The sequence below is a fragment of the Streptomyces sp. RLA012 genome, assembly GCF_056270325.1.
The window spans coordinates 6,399,068-6,419,811 of sequence record NZ_JBWDPA010000002.1; the positions used below are offsets into that span (position 1 = coordinate 6,399,068).

Here is a 20,744-nt window from a genome sequence, read left to right on the forward strand (position 1 = left end):
CCATGTTCCGCAGCGAGTACGCCGAAGTCCCGGCCGTCGAGGAACCCATCCACGAAGCGGTCCTGGGCCGCGCCGCCGAGCGCGGCGACACGCCCGCGCTGATCGACGGAGTCGACGGCACCACGCTCACCTACGGACAACTGGACCAGTTCCACCGGCGGCTGGCCGCCGCGTTCGCCGAGGCGGGCGTCCGCAAGGGCGACGTGCTCGCCCTGCACAGCCCGAACACCATCGCCTTCCCGACGGCGTTCTACGCCGCCACGCGCGCGGGGGCCTCGGTCACGACCGTGCACCCGCTCGCCACGGCTGAGGAGTTCGCCAAGCAGCTGCGGGACAGCGCCGCGAACTGGATCGTGACCGTCTCGCCCCTCCTGGAGACGGCACGGCAGGCCGCCGAGTTCGCCGGCGGCGTACGGGAGATCTTCGTCTGCGACAGCGCGCCGGGACATCGCTCGCTGATCGACCTGCTCGGTTCGACCGCACCCGAACCGGAGATCGACATCGACCCCGTGACGGACGTCGCGGCCCTCCCGTACTCCTCCGGGACGACCGGCACACCCAAGGGCGTGATGCTCACCCACCGGTCCATCGGCACCAACCTCGCACAGCTCGTGCCCTTCATGCCGATGGGCGAGGGCGATCGCATCCTCGCGGTGCTGCCCTTCTTCCACATCTACGGGCTGACGGCCCTGATGAACGCGCCCCTCAGGCAGGGCGCCACCGTCGTCGTCCTGCCCCGCTTCGACCTCGACACCTTCCTCGCGGCCATCGAGAAGCACCGCATCAGCGGCCTTTTCGTGGCCCCGCCGATCGTCCTGGCCCTCGCCAAGCACCCCGCCGTCGCGCACTACGACCTGTCGTCCCTGAAGTACATCGTCTCCTCCGCCGCGCCCCTGGACGCCAAACTGGCGGTGGCCTGCGCCGAGCGGCTCGGGCTGCCGCCCATCGGCCAGGGCTACGGGATGACGGAGCTGTCCCCCTGCACCCACCTGGTCCCCCTGGACGCCGTCCAGCAGGCGCCCCCGGGAACGGTCGGCAGACTCGTCGCGGGCACCGAGATGCGCATCGTCTCCCTCGACGACCCCGACAAGGACCTGGGCGTCGGCGAGGCGGGAGAGATCGTCATCCGCGGGCCCCAGGTCATGAAGGGCTACCTGGGGCGGCCCGACGCCACCGCCGCGATGATCGACCCGGACGGCTGGCTGCACACCGGAGACGTGGGCTACACGGACCCCGGCGGCTGGCTGTTCGTCATCGACCGCGTCAAGGAACTCATCAAGTACAAGGGCTTCCAGGTCGCACCCGCCGAACTGGAAGCCCTGCTGCTCACCCATCCCGGCATCGCGGACGCCGCCGTCATCGGGATCTACAACGAGGACAACAACGAGGTCCCGCACGCCTTCGTGGTCCGCCGGCCGTCCGCGTCCGGTCCGTACGATCCCTCCGGCCTCTCCGAAGGCCCCTCCGGCCTCTCCGAAGCAGAGGTGATGATGTACGTCGCCGAGCGCGTCGCCCCCTACAAGAGGGTCCGCGGCGTCACCTTCATCGACGCCGTGCCCCGCGCCGCCTCCGGGAAGATCCTGCGCCGGGAACTGCGGGGCCGCTCATGACCGTTGCCCCGGTGGTGCACGCCGCCCACGACCGCGCCGTCACCACCCTCACCCTGGACTCGCCCGCCAACCGCAACGCCCTGTCCGCCGCCCTCGTGGGCGAACTCGCGGACGGGCTCACCCGGTACGGCAAGGACCCCGACGTACGCGCCGTCGTCCTCACCCACACCGGGAACACGTTCTGCGCGGGCGCCGACCTGCGCGACCCGCCGCACCCGGACGCGCTCGTCTCCCTGCTGCGGCAGATCGTCGAACTGTCCAAGCCGGTGCTGGCCCGGGTGACGGGCCACGTACGCGCGGGTGGTCTGGGGCTGCTGGGCGCCTGCGACATGGCGTTCTCCTCCGAGGAGGCCACCTTCGCCTTCACCGAGGTACGCATCGGAGTCGCGCCCGCCGTCATCTCGCTCCCCCTCCTGCCCCGCACGGACCCCCGCGCCCTCGCCCGCCACTACCTCACCGGCGAGCGCTTCGACGCGGCGGAGGCGGTACGGACGGGAATCCTGACGGCGACCGGCGACGACGTCGACGTCACCCTCGCCCCCGTCCTGGACGGCCTGCGCCGAGCGTCTCCACAGGCCCTGGCCGAGACGAAACGGCTGCTCACGGCTAGGGTGCTGGAGACCTTCGACCGGGACGCCGTCGCCCTGACCGCACTCTCGGCCGAGTTGTTCTCCTCCCCCCAGGCCCGCGAGGGGATGACGGCCTTCCTCGAACGACGGGATCCCGCATGGGTGGTCTAAACACGACAAAACCCACAGAACACCCGGGACCCACGGCGGTGCGCAGCTCCCCCGGCCCGCGGCTTCCGCACGTTCCCAAGCAGGACCGGAGCCGGGCCACCCGGCAGCGGCTGCTGGCGGCCGCCGTGGCCTGTCTCGCCGAGCACGGCTGGGCCGGCTCCACGGTCTCCGTAGTCGCCGAACGCGCCGGCGTCTCCCGGGGCGCCGCCCAGCACCACTTCCGAACCCGCGAAGAACTGTTCACCGCGGCGGTGGAGTACGTCGCCGAGGAGCGCTCCACCGCCCTGCGCGCCCTGTTCCCGGAGGGCGCCGCCGACCGCCGCGCGGTGGTCGCGGCCCTGGTCGACCTCTACACCGGCCCCCTCTTCCGCGCCGCCCTCCACCTCTGGGTCGCCGCCTCCAACGAGGACCAACTCCGCCCGAGGGTCACCGAACTGGAGGCCCGCGTGGGCCGCGAGACCCACCGGATCGCCGTGGAGCTCCTCGCCGCGGACGAATCCCGCCCGGGCGTACGGGAGACGGTCCAGGGCCTGCTGGACATGTCACGCGGCCTCGGCCTCGCCAACCTCCTCACCGACGACGCGGGACGACGGGAGCGCGTGGTGACGCAGTGGGGGGAGATCCTGAACGGAGTGCTGGACTGAGGGCGAGGACGTTGTCAGGACCCGTTCACGGACTGAGCCGCTCCACCCGCCAGCCGCCGTCCGGCTCCGCCACGTACCGCAGACGGTCGTGGAGACGGTTCTCACGGCCCTGCCAGAACTCGACCGTCCGGGGGGCGATACGGAATCCGCCCCAGTTCGGGGGCACCGGCACCTGCTCGCCCTCCGGATACCGGGCACTCAACTCCTCGTACGCCGCGTCCAGTTCGGCACGGGAGAAGACGACCGAGGACTGCGCGCTGGCCCACGCGCCGAGCTGCGACCCGTGCGGACGGGTACGGAAGTACGCGGCGGTCTCGTCGCGGCCGGTACGCCGGGCCGTGCCGGTGACGATGACCTGGCGGGCCATCGAGTGCCAGGGGAAGAGCAGGGAGACGTACGGGTTCTCCGACAACTCCCGGGCCTTGCGGGAGTCGTAGTTCGTGTAGAAGACGAAACCCTGCTCGTCGTACTGCTTGAGCAGCACCGTGCGCGAACTGGGCCGCCCCTCGGCGTCCGCCGTGGAGACGACCATCGCGTTCGGCTCGTACACCGTGCCGTGCACGGCGGCCTGCGCGGCCTGCTTGAACCAACGGGCGAACTGGTCCATGGGATGCGCGGCCAGATCGGACTCGACGAGCCCCTCGGCGCGATAGTGGGCACGCATCGCGGCGGGAGCGACGGCGAGTTCTTCGGCGGCGCCCCCGGCCCCTTCTTCGGCAGCGGCCTGCGCCGCACGCTGGACAAGGGGCTCGGCGGCGGATTCATCCGGGAAGCGGTCGGTCACGCGGTCATCTTGCCGTAACACGGCCCCCACCCGGCGGGGTGGCCTTCATCACTGCGTGGCACTGAGTGCCGCGCACTCTCCCCAAAGGTGGCACTCGGAGATATCGTGCTGCTGCCGTCCCGTTGGGGTGACCGCCGCTCGAACGGGGCATCACCGCGATGACGTACCGGACCGCGAGTCCATGAGCCGACCGTGGAACCGGACGTCGACCAGACCCCCGTCCCTGACCCATGCCATCCGTCGTACACATCATGAGGAGCCGCCTGATGTCCGACTTCGTACCCGGACTCGAAGGAGTCGTCGCGTTCGAGACGGAGATCGCCGAACCGGACAAGGAGGGCGGCGCACTCCGGTACCGAGGCGTCGACATCGAGGATCTGGTCGGCCACGTCTCCTTCGGAAACGTCTGGGGCCTCCTCGTCGACGGAGCCTTCAACCCAGGCCTGCCGCCCGCCGAGCCGTTCCCGATCCCCGTCCACTCCGGCGACATCCGCGTCGACGTCCAGTCCGCACTCGCCATGCTCGCCCCCGTCTGGGGCCTCAAACCCCTCCTCGACATCGACGAGGCCCGGGCCCGCGACGACCTCGCCCGCGCCGCCGTCATGGCCCTCTCCTACGTCGCCCAGTCCGCCCGCGGCCAGGGCCGCCCCATGGTCCCGCAGAGCGAGATCGACAAGGCGCACTCCGTGGTCGAACGCTTCATGATCCGCTGGCGCGGCGAACCCGACCCCAAGCACGTCGCCGCCGTGGACGCCTACTGGACGTCCGCCGCCGAGCACGGCATGAACGCCTCCACCTTCACCGCCCGCGTCATCGCCTCGACCGGCGCGGACGTCGCCGCCGCCCTCTCCGGCGCCGTGGGAGCCATGTCCGGGCCACTGCACGGCGGCGCGCCCTCCCGCGTCCTCGGCATGATCGAGGAGATCGAGCGCACCGGCGACGCCGAGGCCTACGTCAAGAAGGCCCTCGACAAGGGCGAACGCCTGATGGGCTTCGGCCACCGCGTCTATCGCGCCGAGGACCCCCGCGCCCGCGTCCTGCGCCGCACCGCCCGCGAGCTCGGCGCCCCCCGCTTCGAGATCGCCGAGGCGCTGGAGAAAGCGGCCCTGGAGGAACTGCACGCACGCCGCCCGGACCGCGTCCTGGCGACGAACGTCGAGTTCTGGGCCGCGATCATGCTCGACTTCGCCGAGGTCCCGGCGCACATGTTCACCTCGATGTTCACCTGCGCCCGTACGGCCGGCTGGTCGGCGCACATCCTGGAACAGAAGCGCACGGGACGGCTCGTACGCCCCTCCGCGCGCTACGTGGGCCCCGGCGCCCGCGGCCCCCAGGAGATCAAGGGCTACGAGGACATCGCGCACTGAGCCGAGGGCATCGCGCACTGAGCCGAGAAGCGGCTGGTCGTCCGGTCATCACGCAGGCGTCAGCAACTCCGCGTGATGACGGGCGGCGACCAGCGGGTGGGCCCGCAGCTTGCCCTTCAGCTCGTTGAACCCGTACTCGGCGAACAACGGGTTCGCCGGGTCGTCGGTGACACCGGGCGCGGCGGAGGCGTGCGGGAAGGGCAGCGGCTCGACCCGCGCGTCCAGCCGCGGGTTGTAGAAGAAGGGCACGGAGAACCGCTCGGTGGCCCCGGGCGGACTGACGACCCGGTGGTTCGTGGCGACGAGGTACCCGTTGGTGGCCACTTCCAGCAGCTCACCCAGGTTGACCACGAACGCCCCCGGCAGCGGCGGCACGTCGTGGAAGTGCCCGTCCTCGCGCTGCACCTGCAGTCCGCCGACCTGGTCCTGGAGCAGCAGCGTCAGGAACCCGTAGTCCTTGTGCGCGCCCACCCCCTGCTCGGCGCCGTCCCCCGCGCTCCCCGGGTACCGCACGAGCTTCAGCTGCGGATGCGCCCGCTCCCCGAAGGCCGGCTCGTAGAAGTCGGCGGGAGCCCCGATCGCGGCGAGCAGCTCGCGCAGCAGCCGCGCCGCGACCGAGCTGAGCCGGTCGATCCAGGCCAGTGCGGCGGTCCGCAGCTCCGGCAGCGCGGCCGGCCACTGGTTGGGCCCCTCCAGCCACCAGTACGCGGGCTCACCCGGCCCCGGTGTCCGCGCGGGCCGCTCGGCCCCTATGTCGAGCTGGTCCCGCCAGTCCCGGCTGCCGCCTGTCCGCTCGTCGCCGGTCCGCGTGTACCCCCGGAAGTGCGGCGAGTTGACGTTGTCGAGAGCGAGCCGGTCGGCCTCGGGAAGCGCGAAGAACCGGTGCATGGCATCGAGCAGGGCAGCGGTCTCGCCCTCGCTCACGCCGTGCCCCACGAGCTGGAAGAACCCCACGTCGTGGGCGGCACTGTGCAACTGCGCGCGCAGCAGGGCACGGGCCTGGGGACCGCGGTCGGCCGCGGAAAGATCGATGATCGGGAGCTGCTGATACTGAGCAGCGGAAGACGTGTTCGTCGTCATGAGAAGCGTCCGCAGGGTGTACGGGTGCCCGGGCGGCCGCCGGGGATGGGGCGGGGGCCACGGGTGCCAAGGTGAAGGAGAGCGAAGGGCCGAGGTCAGGCGGTAGCCCGACAGCCCATGCTCGTGACGCGCACGAAGTCCACGTGCCGGCGTCGAACGAGCATCGGAAGCATGCCCCCAGAGTACTGCGGACCCCCCGAAACGATGTCCCCCACCTCACCCACCCTGCGAAACGCAGACGACCCGCGAGCTCGGGTCCCCCCGCCTCACGGCAGAGGAGCCGGCCGGACGTACCGGCGAGCTCGCGGGTCGGGTGACTGCTTGGGTTTGGGGCCGGCTGCACGCTCGTTTCACGCGCTGGTCCGGCACCGAACCGAGTTCGGCGGCGGGCCGCTAGCCCGCAGCCACCTCGCAAGTCCGGGTTTCATACATGTACCCGATCACCTCCTTTCGGCGTGCAGCCCACCTTAGGAACCGATCGAACGAGGCTCAACCGGTTTTTCGAAATGTCGGTGGCACTGTCTCTGTCACACCCGGAGCTCCCTGTCGTCCTGCGATTCCTGGGGCTGGCGGGACGGAATCCCTGCGTACAACGATTTCGTCCAATCTTTGGGGAACAGGATGTGGGCTGGGTCACGTTCGAGTTGAATGAAGGCTGGTGAGCGAACTGTCTCGCCGTACGTGCGGACGCAGCCTGCAGGGGGTCCAGGTGAGTGCTTCCCGGCGTAGTGGGACCACCGACGAACTGGGGCCGGACGAGCCCGGGCCGGCTGGTTCGGATCTGCTTGCCGCGCTGCTGGACGGGATGGACGCGGCGCTGTGCGCGTTCGACGCCGACGGGGTCGTGACGCACTGGAACCGTGAGGCCGAGCGGATTCTCGGCTGGACCGCGGCCGAGGCCGTGGGGCGGCGGGGATTCGCCGGGTGGGCCGTGCGGACCGCGGACGCCGAGGAGGTCGAGGCGCGGCTGCTGTCCGCGATGGAGGCCCCCGGGCGGCAGGTGCACGAGTTCGCGCTGCTGACCAAGGACGGGGGGCGCGTGCTCGTACGGACGCAGTCCGCCGCCGTGCGCGGGGCGGACGGGAAGCCCGCGGGTGTGTACTGCGCCTTCAGCGAGGTGCATGCGCAGATCGATCTGGAGCGGTCCATCGCGTTGAGCGAGGCGCTGTTCGAGGACGCCAGCTGGGGTGTGGTGCTGGTGGACGCGGATCTGCGGCCCGCGGTTGTCAACGCTCATGCGGCCCGGGCCCTGGGGACCGGGCGTACGGCGGTGCTCGGGCGGCCGCTGGGGGATCTGCTCTCCCAGGGGGTCGAGGAGCTGGAGAGCGCGCTCACGCATGTGCTCGCCGAGGGCGCGCCGCCCGCTCCCGCCGAGATGTGGGTGAGCGTGCGGTCGGCCGAGGGCCAGAAGCGGCGGTGCTGGCGGAGCGGGTTCCTGCGGCTCGCCTCACCGCTCGCGGAAGAACCGGTTCCGCTCGGTGTGGGGTGGCTCTTCCAGGATGTGACGGAGGCCAAGCAGACCGAGCAGGAGGCCGCCCTGCTGCGGTTCCGGGCCAATCAGCTGCACCGGGCCGCACGGGCCGCCGCCGAGTGCGAGGACCCGGGGGAGGCCGCCACCGTCCACCTCGACTTCGCGCTCGCCGGGTTCGCCGATCACGCGCTGATCGACCGGGTGGCGGGGGGCTCGGCGGAGGACGACGAAGGGCCCGTACGGCTCGTACGCGCCGCCGCCACGCCCGCCGGGGCCCCCGGGCCGAGCCTGCTCACCGGGAAGGCCGGGCTGCCCGTGCGGTACGCCGAGGGGCATCCCGCGCTGCAGTGCGTGGAGCGCGCCGTGTCCGTACGGGCCAGTTGCGGCGAGATCACCCCCGAGCGGATGCGGGAGTGGGCCACGGCCCGCCAGTGGCCGCCGGACTCGGTGCACGCCCTGTGCGCGGTGCTGCGCAGCCGGGGGCGGACGCTGGGTGTCGTGACGTTCCTGCGGGGCGCGGGGCGCAGCCAGTTCGAGCGCACGGACGCGACGTACGCGGAGGACGTGGCCGTACGGATCGCGATGGCGCTGGATCTGGAGAGGCTGATGGGGGTGGTGGGGCGGACGTAGGGCCGTCGCGATCTTCACCCGGTCGGCCCAACGGTGGTGGACGAACCCGGTCGGCTCGGCGGCGGTGGAAGATCTCGGTTCGCTCAGCGGCGGTATCAGCGGCGGTATCAGCGGCGGTAGAAGATCCGGTCGCCGTACTCCGTCATCACCCGGCCGTTCCACTCGTGGCCGCCGTCGACGTTGCCCGAGCGCAGCAGGGGCGGCTCGATGCCGCGGTCGGCCAGCGTGCCCGCGGCCGTGGCCATGACGGCCTGGAGGAGGGCCGTCGTGACGACCGTGGAGGCGGGGGCGAAGGGTGCCTCGATCGTCTCCTGGGTCAGTTCCGCGTCCCCGACCGCGATCTTCGAGTCGAGGACGATGTCGCAGTGGTCCTTCAGATACGTTCCCGAGACGTGCCGGGACTTCGTCTCGGTGGCGTAGGCGACCGAGGTGACGCCGATGACCTTCACGCCCAGGGCCCGCGCGTTCATGGCCATCTCGACCGGGAGCGCGTTGCGGCCGGACAGGGAGACGATCACGAGTACGTCGCCGGAGCGGACCGGGCTGGTGTCCAGGACCGCGCTCGCGAGGCCGTCGACCCGCTCCAGGGCCGAGCCCAGGGTCGCGGGCATGACGTCGACGCCGACCACGCCCGGCACGACGAGCAGGTTCATCAGGGCGAGGCCGCCCGCCCGGTAGACGACGTCCTGAGCGGCGAGGGAGGAGTGCCCGGCGCCGAAGGCGAACAGCCGGCCGCCGTCCTCGACGGTGTCGGCGATCAGCGTGCCGGCCGCCTCGATGTCCCCCGCGTCCTCGTCCCGCACCCGCTGCAGCAGGCCGATCGCCGCGTCGAAGAACTGCCCGGCCAGCATGCTGTCGCTCATGGGCGAAGCCCCCTAGAAGTCTTGTCGGTGTCGGGTGGGCGTCGTGCGGGTGACGTGTCGCGGATCACGTTGCGGTCTGGACCAGCGAGCTGTCAATACGGCCGCAGTGGTCTCGGCGACGGTGCCCGTGGAGGTGCCCGCAGAGGCAGTCGTAACCCTGTGGTTCCAACGGCGAGGCACGCTTGTCGGTGGTATGCGTCAGAATTGAGTTCAGGGCCAGCGCACAAGCCGGTGAGCCACCGAGCCTCCGGCAGAGCTAATCGAGGGGCACGTATGTCCGGACTGATCGACACCACGGAGATGTATCTCCGCACCATCCTCGAGCTGGAGGAGGAAGGCGTGGTCCCCATGCGCGCCCGGATCGCCGAGCGGCTCGATCAGAGCGGGCCGACGGTCAGCCAGACCGTGGCGCGCATGGAGCGCGACGGTCTGGTGGCGGTCGCCACCGACCGGCACCTGGAGCTGACCGAGGAGGGCCGTCGTCTGGCCACCCGCGTGATGCGCAAGCACCGCCTCGCGGAGTGCCTGCTCGTCGACGTGATCGGTCTGGAGTGGGAGCAGGTGCACGCCGAGGCGTGTCGCTGGGAGCACGTGATGAGCGAGGCGGTGGAGCGGCGCGTGCTTGAGCTGCTGCGGCACCCCACCGAGTCGCCGTACGGCAACCCGATCCCCGGCCTGGAGGAGCTCGGCGAGAAGGACGGCGCCGATCCGTTCCTGGACGAGGGCATGGTCTCGCTGGCGGAGCTCGACCCGGGTCTGGACGGCAAGACCGTCGTCGTACGCCGGATCGGCGAGCCCATCCAGACGGACGCGCAGCTGATGTACACACTGCGGCGGGCGGGCGTGCAGCCCGGCTCCGTGGTGAGCGTGACGGAGTCGGCGGGTGGCGTGCTCGTCGGCAGTGGCGGCGAGGCGGCGGAGCTGGAGTCGGACGTCGCGTCCCACGTGTTCGTCGCGAAGCGCTGACACCTGGCAACTGACCGGGGCAGGCGCACAAACCCGGAGCGGACGCCCCGGGGCGGACACCAAGGAGTGGACGCCCCCGGAGTGAACCGCCCGGGGTGAACGCGCCGGAGCGGACCCGGGGTGGACGTCCCGGAGTGGACTCGGAGCGGACATCCCGGAGCGAGCCCGGAGTGAACGCCCCGGTGTGCGTCTGCCGGTCTTGAGCCCGCGAGGGGCAGCTCCCGGGGGCGGGCCGCGGGGCCCGGTGTTCACCGGACCCGGCGCCGGCCCCCGGGAGCCCGCCGGGCACGACAGCGTGCGGCCTTCCCCATCCACCCACCCGCCTACCTCGGACATGTCAACTCCCGTGACCTCAGAGGCAGTTGTGACGTTTTCGCTACGTCGCCGAAACCAAGATTCAGTGTGCCGAATCGCAGCGCCGGGACCGTTTGCGTGCGAGGCTGTCGCGAGAGGCATATGACCTGAGGGCTCTTGACCGTGTCCGAGAGGGATGTCGCGCGGTTGGGGAGGGGGCGGGGAGGATGTGCCGCAGACATGGAGAGGGCCCCGGCACCAGATGGCGCCGGGGCCTGTCCTCCCCTGTGCTGACCCGGAGCCCCGAGCTCCCAGGGTCATCCCCTTCGGACCGGTTTCCCCGAGCGGTCCGCCTCCCGCTGAAGATCTCCCCTCGGCGACGGCGGCCAATCCCCGCGGGTGGTCACTCGATTGAGGGGTGTTACCGCCGAGAAGCCCATTTTCGAATGTTCATTCGATAACGTGGCGGCGTACCGCGGCCGTACGGGGTACACGTAGGGCAACGAACCAGCAGGGGCAGCCGCCCGACAGTCGTTTTGAAGTGTTAGTCGTTTGCAGTGTCGGGGAGCTGTAGGAAACGGTAGGAAGCGGTACGAGTGGACCGGCCGGTTCGAGCGGGAGCGAGCGGTCCGAGCGAGCTAGGGGGGTGCCAGACCTATGGTGCGGCGCATCGACGTGACGGGCGCGGGTGGCCTACGCCTCGCCGCGTGGGAGTTCGCCGATCCTCCCAAGGCCGACCCGCCAAAGGTCACGGAGGACGTCGGGGCCCCGGGGGCCACAGGGGCCGTCGAAGGCGCAGCGGCCTCACCGGACTCGGAAGCCCCGGGCGTGCTGCTCCTGCACGGCCTCATGGGCCGCGCCTCGCACTGGGCGTCCACCGCCCGCTGGCTCTCCGAGCGGTACCGCGCCGTCGCGCTGGACCAGCGTGGCCACGGCCAGAGCGACAAGGCGCCGGAGGAGGGCTACACCCGCGAGGCGTACATCGAGGACGCCGAGGCCGCCCTTGAGCAGCTGGGCCTCGCCCCGGCCGTCCTCATCGGCCACGCGATGGGCGCGCTGACCGCCTGGCAGCTCGCCGCCAAGCGCCCCGACCTCGTGCAGGGGCTGATCATCTGCGACATGCGGGCCTCGGCGTTGGGCGCCGCCTCGCAGCGCGAGTGGGAGAACTGGTTCAAGGCCTGGCCCATGCCCTTCGCCACGCTCGCCGACGTACGGAAGTGGTTCGGCGAGGACGATCCCTGGGTGGAGCGCCCCCATCCGTCCCGCGGCGAGTTCTACGCCGAGGTGATGCACGAGTCCGCCGACGGCTGGCGCCCGGTCTTCGAACCCGAGCAGATGCTCAAGTCCCGCCAGACCTGGGTGTACGAGGCGCACTGGGAGGAGCTCGCCCAGGTCCAGTGCCCCGCCCTGGTCGTCCGGGGCCTCGACGGCGAGCTCGGCCGGGCCGAGTCCCAGGAGATGGTCCGTGTCCTGCCGCGCGGTGAGTACGCGGAAGTGGCCGACGCCGGCCACCTCGTGCACTACGACCAGCCGGAGGCCTGGCGCGCGGCGATCGAGCCGTTCCTCGACGGCGTACTCACCAGCTGACCCGCCCGGCCCCTGACCGGGGTCCCGTCCGGGGTCACCGGGGGTTCCGTCCGGACTCTGGATGCTGTTGGCGAATCCGGTCGGTCATGTCGGCTGCCCGGCATGTGTGCCGGAAGTCGTGAGCACTAAATCGATTTAGTGCTCACGACTTCCACGGAGGATGGCTCCGCTGCGGATTTGCCAACAGGGTCCGGACTCGGACCGGGGCTCCCTCCGGGGGTTCCGGCCGGGCCCCTTCGCGGGTCGCCTAGCCCTTGCTGACGGCCGCCAGGATCTCCGGCAGCCGCCGGGCCGTCCGGGGCGCCGCCATCCGCAGGCCGAACAGCGTGATCAGCGCCCCGTACCCGGCACCCAGCGGCAGCAGCAGCCAGCTCCACCGGTCCCCGTCCGCCGTCACGTTCAGCCAGATCGTAAGGGCGATGACGGGGGCGCTCAGCAGCGCCGCCGAGACCATCCCGCCGAAGATGGCGATCCAGGCGAGGCCCGTCTGCCCGGGGGCCACGTTCTTGTAGCCCTCCTGCGGGATCGAGTACGGGAAACGGGCCGACGACCACGCGCCGGTGGCGAGCATCGCGCCGAGCAGCGCGAAGGACAGTCCGAGCACCTCGGGCAGCTTGGGCCAGTCGTCGAGCATCGCCGTCGTCAGCACGGTCACGAGGGTCGCGTACGGCAGGGTGATCACCAGCAGCGCCAGCGCACGCCCGCGCAGTTCGACGTACGCGTCGCGCGGGGACGCGATCGTCATCGCGACCATCCAGAACGCGGAGGTGTCCTGCCCGAACTGGTTGTACATCTGGATGCCGAGCATCCCGGCCGCGAAGCACGCGAAGTAGATCGAGCCGGTGCCCTGCAACGCGTTGAACACGGGCACGATCAGCCCGATCGCCAGCGAGGTCACCCACGCGGCCTTCGTCTTCGGGTCCCGCCACACATACCGCAGGCTGCGCTCCATCACGGTCCCGGTGCGCCCCGCGGGCAGCAGCCGGCGCAGCCCGCCCGTCGAGATCCGCTCCCGCGCCTCCGCTTCGCCCGTCTGCAGGGTCGATCCGTCCGGCGAGGTCATCAGCCGGGTCAGATGCCTCGACCAGAGCGTCAGCAGCCCCACCAGCGCGGCCCCGCTCAGGAACAGCTGGGCGACCCCGGCCCCGTAGGAGCCCTCGCTCATCGAGTCCACCGCGCCGATCGCCGACCCGGGCGGTACCCAGCGCAGTACGTCCGCGGCCGGGTCGAGCTGGGACAGTCCGCCCGCCGAACCGAGCCGCTGTGCGCCGAAGTTGACGAGCTGCGCGCCGATCGCGACGACCAGACCGCTCAGTACCGCCAGGTCGCGGCCCTTGCGGCTGGACAGCAGCCGGATGTTGGCGGCGGCGACGGCCCGTGCGAGGGCCACGCAGACGAGCAGCGCCAGCGGCACGGCCACGACACCGGTGACGTACGCCGCCGTACCGTGCGCCACGGAGATCACGGAACCGACGAGCAGGCACAGGGTGAACAGCGGCCCGATGCCGACCAGCGAGGCCACGAGCAGCGCCCGGACCAGCGGGTGCGGCCGCAGCGGCAGCATGACCAGCCGCGTCGGGTCGAGGGTCTCGTCGCCGCTGGGGAAGAACAGCGGCATCACGGCCCAGCCGAGCGCCATCACCGCGATCAGCAGGACGACGACGGAGGCGGCGTGCGCGTTGCCGCGCAGGGTGATCAGGCCGAGCAGTTGGAGGGCGGCGAAGAGGAGGACGAGGACGACCGAGGTGATGTACGCGGCCCGCCGCCCGGCCGACTGCCGCAGTCCGTTGCGCAGCAGCGACAGCTTCAGCCGTACGACGACGGGGGTGATCGAGACCCCGGGGGTGCTCGTGCTCATCGCGTCGCCCCGCCGCCCAGCCAGTCCAGATCGGACCCGCGGTCGCGGCCCTGCGCGCCGACCAGTTCCAGGAACGCCTGCTGGAGGGAGGGCGCACTGCCGCGTACGTCCGCGAGCGGGCCGTGCGCGCGGATGCGCCCCGCGACCATGACGGCCACCCAGTCGCACAGGGATTCGACGAGTTCCATGACGTGGGAGGAGAAGACGACCGTGGCGCCCGATGTTGTGTACCGCTCAAGGACGCCGCGGATGATCTGCGCGGAGACCGGGTCGACGCCCTCGAACGGCTCGTCGAGGAAGAGGACTTCGGGGTTGTGGAGGAGCGCGGCGGCCAGGCCGATCTTCTTGCGCATGCCCGTCGAGTAGTCGACGACGAGTTTGTGCTGGGCGCCCGCGAGGTCGAGGACGTCGAGGAGCTGGGTGGTGCGCTTGTCGACCTCGTCGCCGGGCAGACCGCGCAACCGGCCGGTGTAGGCGAGGAGTTCGCGCCCGGAGAGCCGTTCGAAGAGCCGCAGGCCCTCGGGGAGTATGCCGATCCGGGCCTTCACCGCCGCCGGGTCGCGCCACACGTCATGGCCGACGACCTCGACGCTGCCCTGATCGGGCCTGAGCAGCCCGGTCACCATCGAGAGGGTGGTCGTCTTGCCCGCGCCGTTGGGCCCTACGAGCCCGATGAACCGCCCCGCCGGCAGCTCCAGATCGATCCCGGCAACGGCGACCTGCTCCCCGAACCGCTTCCAGAGCCCCTGCACACGTACGGCGGGCGCACTGCCCCCTGCTCCCTCGGCCATACGAGCACCCTAAGGGGAAGCGCCCTGTTTTCGGGTTTTTAGGGGCGCGGGGAACTGCGCGATCAGCCACAACGAACCCGCAGAAGAAGACGGCGCCAACCAGGGTTACCGATCCCGCCCGCAGGCGTAGGCGAGCGGCGAGATCAATTCCTCCGCATCCGGCAGCCACCGGTTCGCGGGCGTCGGCCGACAGGCCCACTGCACCGCACCCCGCGACCCGAACCGGGTCGGCGGAGCCGCCACGTACGAACCCTCGCCCAGGGTGACCAGGTCGAGTGAGGCGGGCGGCCAGCCCAGCCTCCGTACCAGGTCGGGGACCTTGGCCGCGGCACCGGGAAGGACGAAGAAATGCATGCGCCGGTCCGGTGTGCAGGTCACCGGACCCAGCGTCAGCTCCATCCGCTCCATGCGGGCGAGAGCGAGGAACCCGGCCGACTCGGGAACGTCGATCGCGTCGAACGTACGTCCGGTGGGCAGCAGGATCGACGCGTTCGGCTGCTTCGACCACATGCGGCGCGCGACGGTCGCACTGCCGGTCGCCTGTGTCGCCCAGTCCTCGCGCGCGGCGTGTGCGCCGGGTGCGGAGCAGCCGGCCTCGCCGCAGGAGCACCGCTGCATGCCGTCGACGGCTTCCAGCCAGGTACCGGGGAACACGTCCCAGTGGCGCTCCTCGGCATATCGCACGGCGGTGTCAAGCAGCGATTCGCCACGCTGCTTCGGGATTTGGGCGGCCTCGGGTCCCGCGATGGTCTCTTCCACGATGAACACAACTCTAGCCGTCATTGAGGGTTACGGGGGTCACGTGCGCGGGGGAGGAGCATCATTCCCGCGCGTGGGGCGCATGGATGCACGGGTGGGGGCGCGCACGGGGAACAACAGCGGGTGGTGGGTAACCAGGGGAGGGGTCGGGCAGCCGCCTTTACCCCGGCAATCCTCACATGTCTCGCATCTTCGGTATGTCGGCGGGGCATTGATCTTCATGGCCGACTTCCTTCGCTGTGGTTGGCCGATGAGGACACGTCAACTCGGTGCGTGGGCAGGCACCGCAGCCACAGGGGGTACGCCATGGCCGCAAGGCCTCTCGTCGCCAGGCAGCCGAACGAACGGCTGCAGGCGCTCATCCAAGAAGCGGGCTGTTCGAACGCCGGGCTGGCCCGCCGGGTCAACATGTGCGGCGCGGAGCACGGCCTCGATCTGCGTTACGACAAGACGTCGGTGGCGCGTTGGCTGCGCGGCCAGCAGCCACGCGGACGCGCTCCCGCGATCATCGCGGAGGCGCTCGGCCGCAAGCTGGGCCGTACGGTCACGATCGACGAGATCGGCATGGCCAACGGCAAGAACCTCGCCTCGGGCGTGGGCCTGCAGTTCTCGCCGACCGTCCTCGGAGCCATCGAGCAGGTCTGTGAGCTGTGGCGCAGTGACGTCGGCCGGCGGGACTTCCTCTCCGGTTCGTCCGTCGCCGCCTCCGCGCTCGTCGAGCCGAGCCGCGACTGGCTGATCTCCGCGCCGGACTCGCAGGTGGCGCGCGCGGCGGGCCCGCGGGTCGGGCTCTCGGACGTCGCGGCGGTCAAGGCGATGACCCAGGCGCTCACGGACCTGGACCACCAGTACGGCAGCGGGCATGTGCGCCCGGTCGTCGTGCACTACCTCAACAGCGTGGTCTCCGGGCTGCTCGCGGGCTCCTACCGGGAGGGCGTCGGCCGTGAACTCTTCGCCGCCGTCTCGCGGTTGACGGAACTCGCGGGCTACATGGCCATCGACACCGGTCAGCCGGGCCTCGCCCAGCGGTACTACATCCAGGCGCTGCGGCTCGCCCAGGCGGCCGGGGACCGCGGGTACGGCGGGTACGTACTGGCCGCGTCCATGAGCCACTTGGCGGCCCAGCTCGGCAACCCGCGCGAGATCGCGCAGTTGGCGCGGGCGGCGCAGGAGGGCGCGCGGGGGCGGGTGACTCCGCGCGCGGAGTCGATGTTCCACGCCGCGGAGGCGCGCGGGCACGCGCTGATGGGCGACGCGCGCGCCGCCCAGGTGGCGTCGGGGCGGGCGGTCTCCGCCCTGGAGGGGGCCGACGCGGCCTCCGGGGACGACCCGGCATGGATCACGCACTTCGACGAGGCGTATCTCGCCGACGAGTTGGCGCACTGCCACCGGGACCTGGGGCAGGCGGAGGCCGCGGCGCGCTGCGCCGAGGAGGCCCTCGCCGGGCTCCCGGAGTCGCGGGCCCGCCGCCGGGCCATCGGCTATGTCCTGCTCGCCACCGCGCAGGTCCAGCAGCGCGAGGTGGAGCAGGCGTGCCACACGGGACTGCGGGCGGTCGAGCTCCTCGGCACACTCCGCTCCAACCGTGGCGCCGAGTACCTGGACGACTTCCAGCAGCGCCTGGAGCCGTACCGGGACGAGGCGGTGGTGCGGGAGTTCGGGGCGCGGATGGAGTTGCAGGCGGCGGCATGAACGGTGGCGTGCGCGGATCGTGTGTGCGCCGGTGAACACATGGCGTGCACTGGCGTGAACACCGGGCAAACGAAGGCGTCCGGAGCGGAAGGAGACACATACAGCGCACAGCGGGGCGTATTTGTTACCCCTGTCACAGGAGGCAGGGGTCACGTCCCGTGCTGCGTGGCACGGGCTTGTGGGGACCCGGTAGCGTGAGCCGATGATTCCGAAGGTCCCCCATTAGTAGGAGTCCCGGTGACGCAGAGTGGACAGGGCGAGCAGCCCTCGGCGCGACCCGCGCGCGAAGGCATCGTGCTGCCCTCCGACGGCAGCGAGCCGCTGCTGCCGGGCATGACGGGCGACCAGGCCGCCCGGGCGGTCCCGGCGGGCGGTCGGACATGGGATCGCCCGTGGGGTCCGGACCCGTCGGCGGCACCGGCCCCGCAGCCGGCCGAGGGCTGGGGGCCGCCCGTGAACGGCACCCAGACCTGGGGCGGCCCCGAGCCGTCCCCGGCCGCCGCTCCCGGCCCGGACTGGGGCAGCCAGGACCCGTCCACCCAGACCTGGGCCACGACCTCGGAACAGGGACAGCAGGGCTCGGGACAGCAGGGCTGGGGTGCCGCGCAGGCCCAGCAGCCGCAGGGCTTCGGGCCGTCGTCCGCGGCGCCCGGCGCCGGGCCGCTGCCGGCCGAGGGCGCGCAGCCGCCCTCGTACGGGGATCAGGGACCCTTCGGGGATCAGCAGCAGCCGCCGTCGTACGGCGGACAGGGGGGCGCGTCGTACGGGGGCCAACAGGGGGCCTCGGCGTATGACGGGCAACAGGGACAGCAGGGCGGTGCCCCGGCGTACGGCGGCCAGGGTGGCGCCGCCGCGCCGCTGCCGCACGCCGTTCCCGGTGCCCTGCCGTCCGTCGCCGACGAGGGCGCCACCCAGTACATCCCGCCCGTCCCGGCCGCCGCCGAGGGGGCGACCCAGTTCCTGCCGCCCGTCCCCGCCGCGCCCGCCGAGGGGGCCACGCAGTACATCCCGCCGGTGGGCCCGGGGGCGCTGCCGCCCGAGGTGTCCGCGACCGCGACACCGTTCCTGGGGCACGGGGCGCAGGCCGGACCCGGGGCCGGGTCGCTGCCGCCCGCCACCCACCCCGACGCCGAGCCCACGCAGTACATCGCTCCGGTGCCCGCCGATCCGGCCGCGGCGGCGTACGGGATACGTCCGGGCGGGCCGGAGGACCGGCAGCCGCCCGCGGAGTTCGACAACCTGTTCCGCAGTGAGCCGGGCGGGGCGGAGGGACCCGCGTCCACTCAGCAACTTCCGCGGTTCGAAGCACCTGCTCCGCACGCCCCCCATGCGCCCCATGCGCCGCACGCCCCGTACGCCGCGCAGGCCCCTGGGATGCCCGGAGCGCCCGGCGGGCGGGCCGCCACCCGGCGCGCCGCGGCCGACGACGCCGGCGGGGGCGGCCGCGGGGGCCGTGGCCGTTCGCGCGTCCCGCTGATCGCGGCCGTCGGCATCGGCATCGCCGTGCTCGGTATCGGCGCCGGTGCCCTGCTCAGCGGCGGCGACAGCGACAGCGGCGACGGCAGCAAGAACGTATCGGCGACGGCCGCCGCCACGGACGGTTCGTCGTCGTCGGCGGCCGACCCGGCCAAGGCGCAGGCCGTCGCGCTGGACAAGCTCCTGGCGGACAGCAACAGCAGCCGCGACTCGGTGATCAACGCCGTGGAGAACGTGAAGGCGTGCAAAAAGCTGGACCAGGCGGCCGGTGATCTGCGCGACGCGGCCAAGCAGCGGACCGGGCTGGTGACCCGGCTCTCCGGCCTGTCGGTCGACAAGCTCCCGAACAACGCCGAGCTGACCACCGCGCTGAACAGCGCCTGGAAGGCCTCCGCGTCGGCGGACAACCACTACGCGGCCTGGGCCGACCAGGTGGGCGGCAAGAAGGGCTGCAAGCAGGGCCACGCCCGCACCACCGGCCAGACCCTGGCCGCCAACCAGGCCAGCGGCACCGCGAGCAGTCAGAAGGCGAAGGCGGCGAAGCTGTGGAACTCCATCGCCTCCACGTACGGGCTGACGCAACGCACGCAGACCCAGCTGTGAGGCGCTGACCCGGAGGTGAGCCTCTCGCTCGGCCCGTGAGGCTCCGAGGGAGAGGCTCAGGGGGAGAAGGCTCAGGCGGCGGGGCTCAGGTGGCGTCCGCGTTCTCCAGCGTCTTCGCCACGTCGATGAACCCCGCTCGCGCCGATGTCAGCTGACCCTTGCGTACGACCTGGAAGGTGACGTGGGCGTTGATCAGCCGCGGGAAGTCGACGGCCGCGATCAGGTCCTCGTAGCGCCAGCTGAGGGTCGGGGTGAGCCCGCCCGTGGACACCTTGAGGCCGTCGTCGAGGGCGCGCCGGACGGCGAGCGCGGTCACCTGGTTGTCGCCGAGCGACTCCACGACCGACCTGAACACGTTGTACGCGATCCAGGTCGTCTGCACACCGGAGTCCGCGGGGTCGATCCGGTTGTCGCCGAAGGCCTGCTCCTTGATCACCTTGCGCATCGGGTCCCAGCGCGCGTCGGTCGTCACCGGGTACCAGCCGGTGACGTACGCCCCTTCGTACGGGCTCGACTTGCCGCCGGTGGCGTCGATCAGCGACTGGTCGACGCTGCCCAGCACCGTGCCCGTACCCACCCGCGGATAGCTGTCGCGGGCGCGCCGGAAGGAGTCCATGAAGGTGTTCGTGCGGTCCCCGAGAGTGGGCACCACGCATCCGCGGTTCGCCGTGTCGGAGGTCGCGCGGTCGAGCGCGAGTTTCGTCTGCTGGGTGTACTCGGTGGCGTCCTCGGCGGCCCGCTGGTCGGTGGCGGACTTGTGGCGCGCCGTCTTCAGACCGGAGCTGAGCAGCACCGGGAGCTGGTCGCCCGCGACGGTGTCGGGGCGGATCAGCGCCACCGGGCCGCAGCTCTTGCCGAGCTGTTCGCCGAGACCGGCCATCAGGGCCGGCTCGCCGCCGTTGACCGGGTAGGAGAGCGGGCTCGTGAACTCGTCGTCGGTGACGCCGTAGCCGCCGATGTAGGCGATGCCCGCTGCCTCCAGCGGGGCCAGGAACGAGCGGCTGTGCTGGCTGTAGGAGCCGACGACCGCGACCGCGCCCTCGTCGACCGCGCGCCGGGCGCACTTCGCGGCGAACACGGTGTCGTTGCGGTCGTTGCAGGTCAGGACGTTGAGCTTGTGGCCGTTGATGCCGCCGTGCGCGTTGGTCCAGCGCGCGTAGGCCTGGGCCATGGCGGGCATGCCGGGCTTGTTGGTCGCGGCGGTGTCCTGCGGCGCCCAGGTCATGACGGTGATGGTGTCGTTCCCGGAGTCCCCCGTGACGCTGCGGACGACACCGCATCCGGCGACCATCGACGCACACACGGCCACCACGCCCGCGAACAGCACTCCGGCCCTGGTCTTGGTCGTGACTCTGGCCCTGATGCGCTGGGGGAGGACGAGATGGGTGGTGGGGGGATGTCGCCTGCCGGTCATAGTTACGCACGATTCCGCCACATCACTAACCCGCGTGTCACCGGTGGTCAACGTGAGGTGACCTGGAGGTGAATTGCGGGGGCAGTTGATCGCATTTTTGCGGGGAACGTACGAT

The 20,744-nt window shown here is 71.7% G+C and carries 16 protein-coding genes; 9 read left to right on the plus strand and 7 right to left on the minus strand.

Features of this window, described 5'->3' with window-relative positions:
- Positions 1-2: 2 nt before the first annotated feature.
- From RV986_RS29435 to RV986_RS29445, 3 genes are read left to right on the plus strand one after another with little or no spacing between them, the layout of a single operon-like run.
- Positions 3-1,610, plus strand: coding sequence for a 4-coumarate--CoA ligase family protein (locus RV986_RS29435; protein WP_475920272.1), 1,608 nt, complete (start codon positions 3-5; stop codon positions 1,608-1,610).
- Positions 1,607-2,350 carry an enoyl-CoA hydratase family protein gene (locus tag RV986_RS29440; RefSeq protein WP_475920273.1) on the plus strand — a complete coding sequence of 248 codons (744 nt, stop codon included), beginning with the start codon at positions 1,607-1,609 and terminating at the stop codon, positions 2,348-2,350. The genes RV986_RS29435 and RV986_RS29440 overlap by 4 nt, the downstream gene beginning before the upstream one ends.
- A gap of 38 nt (positions 2,351-2,388) precedes the next feature.
- Positions 2,389-2,994: a TetR/AcrR family transcriptional regulator gene (locus tag RV986_RS29445; protein WP_475920274.1), complete on the plus strand. Its 606-nt coding sequence runs from the start codon at positions 2,389-2,391 to the stop codon at positions 2,992-2,994.
- Between the two features lie 25 nt (positions 2,995-3,019).
- Here RV986_RS29445 and pdxH read toward each other — a convergent pair whose 3' ends face one another.
- On the minus strand, positions 3,020-3,658 hold the full coding sequence (gene pdxH, locus RV986_RS29450; RefSeq protein WP_475924474.1) for a pyridoxamine 5'-phosphate oxidase: 639 nt from the start codon (positions 3,656-3,658) through the stop codon (positions 3,020-3,022).
- A gap of 386 nt (positions 3,659-4,044) precedes the next feature.
- Here pdxH and RV986_RS29455 point away from each other — a divergent pair, with 386 nt between their 5' ends.
- The gene (locus RV986_RS29455; RefSeq protein WP_475920275.1) at positions 4,045-5,145 is read left to right on the plus strand and encodes a citrate synthase 2; all 1,101 of its coding nucleotides are present in this window, start codon (positions 4,045-4,047) and stop codon (positions 5,143-5,145) included.
- A gap of 48 nt (positions 5,146-5,193) precedes the next feature.
- On the opposite strand, the gene RV986_RS29460 is transcribed toward RV986_RS29455, so the two are convergent.
- A complete protein-coding gene (locus RV986_RS29460) occupies positions 5,194-6,225 on the minus strand; it encodes an isopenicillin N synthase family dioxygenase (protein WP_475920276.1) in 1,032 nt (343 codons plus the stop codon).
- Between the two features lie 709 nt (positions 6,226-6,934).
- Here RV986_RS29460 and RV986_RS29465 point away from each other — a divergent pair.
- A complete protein-coding gene (locus RV986_RS29465; RefSeq protein ID WP_475920277.1) occupies positions 6,935-8,326 on the plus strand; it encodes a PAS domain-containing protein in 1,392 nt (463 codons plus the stop codon).
- Positions 8,327-8,433: 107 nt separating this feature from the next.
- Here the strand turns inward: RV986_RS29465 and RV986_RS29470 are convergent, their stop codons facing one another.
- A complete protein-coding gene (locus tag RV986_RS29470) occupies positions 8,434-9,189 on the minus strand; it encodes an SIS domain-containing protein (RefSeq protein WP_475920278.1) in 756 nt (251 codons plus the stop codon).
- A gap of 273 nt (positions 9,190-9,462) precedes the next feature.
- Here RV986_RS29470 and RV986_RS29475 point away from each other — a divergent pair, with 273 nt between their 5' ends.
- Positions 9,463-10,155, plus strand: coding sequence for an iron-dependent transcriptional repressor DtxR (locus tag RV986_RS29475; protein ID WP_390930545.1), 693 nt, complete (start codon positions 9,463-9,465; stop codon positions 10,153-10,155).
- A 951-nt stretch (positions 10,156-11,106) separates the two neighbouring features.
- The gene (locus tag RV986_RS29480; RefSeq protein ID WP_475920279.1) at positions 11,107-12,036 is read left to right on the plus strand and encodes an alpha/beta fold hydrolase; all 930 of its coding nucleotides are present in this window, start codon (positions 11,107-11,109) and stop codon (positions 12,034-12,036) included.
- A 247-nt stretch (positions 12,037-12,283) separates the two neighbouring features.
- Here the strand turns inward: RV986_RS29480 and RV986_RS29485 are convergent, their stop codons facing one another.
- The 3 genes from RV986_RS29485 to RV986_RS29495 form a co-directional block, all read right to left on the minus strand.
- Entirely contained in the window at positions 12,284-13,894 is a 1,611-nt protein-coding gene (locus RV986_RS29485) for a transporter (protein WP_475920280.1), read from the minus strand.
- Positions 13,891-14,685 (minus strand): ABC transporter ATP-binding protein, encoded by a 795-nt coding sequence (locus RV986_RS29490; RefSeq protein ID WP_475920281.1) that lies wholly within the window; start codon positions 14,683-14,685, stop codon positions 13,891-13,893. Before RV986_RS29490 ends, RV986_RS29485 begins: the two co-directional genes overlap by 4 nt.
- 105 nt (positions 14,686-14,790) lie before the next feature.
- Positions 14,791-15,453, minus strand: coding sequence for a bifunctional DNA primase/polymerase (locus RV986_RS29495; protein ID WP_475920282.1), 663 nt, complete (start codon positions 15,451-15,453; stop codon positions 14,791-14,793).
- A 297-nt stretch (positions 15,454-15,750) separates the two neighbouring features.
- Here RV986_RS29495 and RV986_RS29500 point away from each other — a divergent pair, with 297 nt between their 5' ends.
- On the plus strand, positions 15,751-17,136 hold the full coding sequence (locus tag RV986_RS29500; RefSeq protein WP_475920283.1) for a transcriptional regulator: 1,386 nt from the start codon (positions 15,751-15,753) through the stop codon (positions 17,134-17,136).
- 237 nt (positions 17,137-17,373) lie between these two features.
- Positions 17,374-19,215, plus strand: coding sequence for a hypothetical protein (locus tag RV986_RS29505; RefSeq protein WP_475920284.1), 1,842 nt, complete (start codon positions 17,374-17,376; stop codon positions 19,213-19,215).
- An 85-nt stretch (positions 19,216-19,300) separates the two neighbouring features.
- Here RV986_RS29505 and RV986_RS29510 read toward each other — a convergent pair whose 3' ends face one another.
- The gene (locus RV986_RS29510; protein WP_475920285.1) at positions 19,301-20,629 is read right to left on the minus strand and encodes an ABC transporter substrate-binding protein; all 1,329 of its coding nucleotides are present in this window, start codon (positions 20,627-20,629) and stop codon (positions 19,301-19,303) included.
- Positions 20,630-20,744 lie beyond the last annotated feature (115 nt).

Bases quoted from the DNA above. Each gene is read 5' to 3' on its own strand.
- RV986_RS29490 (WP_475920281.1), bottom strand. From the start codon at position 14,685: ATGGCCGAGGGAGCAGGGGGCAGTGCGCCCGCCGTACGTGTGCAGGGG.
- RV986_RS29500 (WP_475920283.1), top strand. From the start codon at position 15,751: ATGGCCGCAAGGCCTCTCGTCGCCAGGCAGCCGAACGAACGGCTGCAG.
- RV986_RS29440 (WP_475920273.1), top strand. From the start codon at position 1,607: ATGACCGTTGCCCCGGTGGTGCACGCCGCCCACGACCGCGCCGTCACC.
- RV986_RS29485 (WP_475920280.1), bottom strand. From the start codon at position 13,894: ATGAGCACGAGCACCCCCGGGGTCTCGATCACCCCCGTCGTCGTACGG.
- RV986_RS29455 (WP_475920275.1), top strand. From the start codon at position 4,045: ATGTCCGACTTCGTACCCGGACTCGAAGGAGTCGTCGCGTTCGAGACG.
- RV986_RS29435 (WP_475920272.1), top strand. From the start codon at position 3: ATGTTCCGCAGCGAGTACGCCGAAGTCCCGGCCGTCGAGGAACCCATC.
- pdxH (WP_475924474.1), bottom strand. From the start codon at position 3,658: ATGCGTGCCCACTATCGCGCCGAGGGGCTCGTCGAGTCCGATCTGGCC.
- RV986_RS29470 (WP_475920278.1), bottom strand. From the start codon at position 9,189: ATGAGCGACAGCATGCTGGCCGGGCAGTTCTTCGACGCGGCGATCGGC.
- RV986_RS29475 (WP_390930545.1), top strand. From the start codon at position 9,463: ATGTCCGGACTGATCGACACCACGGAGATGTATCTCCGCACCATCCTC.
- RV986_RS29460 (WP_475920276.1), bottom strand. From the start codon at position 6,225: ATGACGACGAACACGTCTTCCGCTGCTCAGTATCAGCAGCTCCCGATC.
- RV986_RS29510 (WP_475920285.1), bottom strand. From the start codon at position 20,629: ATGACCGGCAGGCGACATCCCCCCACCACCCATCTCGTCCTCCCCCAG.
- RV986_RS29480 (WP_475920279.1), top strand. From the start codon at position 11,107: ATGGTGCGGCGCATCGACGTGACGGGCGCGGGTGGCCTACGCCTCGCC.